Raw genomic sequence first — 2131 nt, forward strand, 5'->3', positions numbered from 1 at the left:
CCTGGATGGGGGGGAGCGCGATGGGGCAGCGCTCCAGCGGCAGCACCTCGCGCCAACGGCCGCGCCGGTGGAGGCCGGGACGCCCCTCGGGCGAGAAGGTGAACTCCATCTTGTTCCGGTAGCCGTAGGTGCGCGCGGCGGCCAGCACCGGCTCCACCCGCCCGGCGGGGACGCCGGCGCGCGCCAGCGCGGCCCGCACCCGCTCCCGCTTCCAGGCCAGCTGCGCCGCGTAGCTGGCGTGCTGGAGCGCGCAGCCGCCGCAGAGGCCGAAGACGGGGCAGCCCGGCTCTGCCCGCTCCGGCGAGGGCTCCAGGAGGCGCGCGGAGAGAAGGCGCCAGGCCCGGCGGTCCCTGCGCCGCGGACCGCCGGCCGGCGGGCGTTCCAGCTCCACCTCGACGCGCTCCCCCGGAAGGAAGCGGTCCAGTTCCAACGCGCCCACCCCGGGCAGCGGCCCGGTGCGCACCCGGCCTTCCGGGGTCCAGGTCGCCGCGCTCACCACCGCCCGCACGACCGCGGGCGCGCCCTCTCCCTCTCGACTCTGCCTCTCCTCGCCCTGCATGGCGCCGGGATTGTACGGCGCCCGAGCGGTCTGGGCAAGCGGCCGGGGCCGGCGGGCGCCGCCCGGCGCCGGGCTCTCCGGGCCGGGCGGCGCTACGGCGCAGGCGCCCTCAGGAGGAGGGCGGGGCTTGCTGCGGCCAGAGGAGGGCGACCGGGCTCCCCATCCAGAGGACCAGCCGGACGGTGCTGCCGGCCGGGATCCAGAGCGGCGAGAGCTCGGGGCCGATGGAGGTGGAGCCCAGGACGTAGGCGGGCACGGCCAGCGCCTGCAGCACGAGCGTGGAGCCGCCGGCCAGCTGCAGCCGGAGCTGCCCGCCGGCGGAGCCTTCCACCGTCGCATCCTCCAGGCTGGTCCCCGGTCCCGCCATCCAGGCCCCTTGGGCGGCCACGTAGCCGTAGACGTGGACGAAGGAGTCGACGCTCCCCGAGGCGTCACGGGTGAAGGCCATCAGGTGGCCGGTGTGCCGGGCGAAGGCGGCGGCGTAGGTGGCGGCGTCGACGCTGGCGCCGGCGAAGCGGACGGTGGTGGCGGCGGGCAGCCGGAGCGGCAGGAGCGGCCGGGAGAAGGCGAAGAGCGGTGTGCCGGACGGCCGGGCCAGCACCGCCTCGGTCAGGGCCACCACGGGCTCCTCGCGGAACGTGACGGTGCCTCCCTCCTGCGCGAAGGCGTAGCCGAACGCCTGGGCCACGGCGGCCAGCGGCACCATGGTCTTCGCCCGCAGGATGTGCACCGGGGTGCGCGCGTCATAGGGACCGGTGCCCGTCTGGATGGCCTGGGAGCCCACCGTCGCCGTCAGCATCTCGCCCTCGTTCCGCTCCGCATAGGCGGTGCGCGCCGCGCCGTCCCAGAGGACGGAGCCGCCCATGGCGGCGACCAGCGGCCGCAAGGGGGCCCAGACCTCGCCGCCGGCCATGACGTGGACGGGGAACCCCAGATCGACGCTCCGGCCGGCCACGGTGGCCACGGAGGAGCCGACGGTGAAGGTGGCGACCACCGCCCCGGGCGGCGCGGCGGAGCCGGCCGCGGCCGCCGCGCCTGCGGACTGGGCCGCCGCGGGCGCCGGCGGGAGCAAGGGGATGAGGAGCAGGAGGAGCGCCAGCAGCGCCGAGCCAGCGCGCCCCGGGAGCCTCTCGCGGCGCGGGGCGGCATGGCCGCGGGCGCCCGCGCTGCCAAGGGAAGCCTTCATGGAGACCGCCTCCTTGAACGCCTGGCCAGTGGATGGACAGGTCGACGAGGGCATGATGACACGGTATCTGTGGACGACAAACCGCCGTTCTGTCGAAATCCGTCGATCTGGCGCCCACCGCCTCGCCTGCAGGAGACGGGGCGGCCGGCGGGAAGAACGGATGCCCTCGCCCCCCCCAGCCGCAGGGGTTGCCCGGACCACAGGCTGCTGGATTCGAACGGATGCCGGATCCAACGGATACGATCGGAGAATTCTGGAGCGAGCCCTCCGAGGGCGCGGCCGGCCGCCTGAACGAGCGGATAAAGAAACCCCGCAGACCACCTCCTGCGGGGCTTTTTCTTGGTAGGCCCGGTGGGGCTCGAACCCACGACACCCTGATTAAGAGT

General features: G+C 75.4%; 2 protein-coding genes. Both read right to left on the reverse strand.

From position 1 onward, the window contains the following. A partial coding sequence (locus tag K6U79_11625; GenBank protein MCL6523003.1) for a hypothetical protein occupies positions 1-508 on the reverse strand: 508 nt, incomplete at its 3' end. Between the two features lie 160 nt (positions 509-668). Next, positions 669-1745 carry a copper amine oxidase N-terminal domain-containing protein gene (locus tag K6U79_11630; GenBank protein MCL6523004.1) on the reverse strand — a complete coding sequence of 359 codons (1077 nt, stop codon included), beginning with the start codon at positions 1743-1745 and terminating at the stop codon, positions 669-671. Between the last annotated feature and the right edge of the window lie 386 nt (positions 1746-2131).

It is taken from the genome of Bacillota bacterium (assembly GCA_023511835.1).
In the GTDB taxonomy this organism is placed as follows: domain Bacteria; phylum Bacillota; class Sulfobacillia; order JAIMAT01; family JAIMAT01; genus JAIMAT01.

What these genes read in the sequence shown, in the direction of transcription:
- K6U79_11630 (MCL6523004.1), bottom strand. Translation starts at nt 1,745, where the DNA reads ATGAAGGCTTCCCTTGGCAGCGCGGGCGCCCGCGGCCATGCCGCCCCG.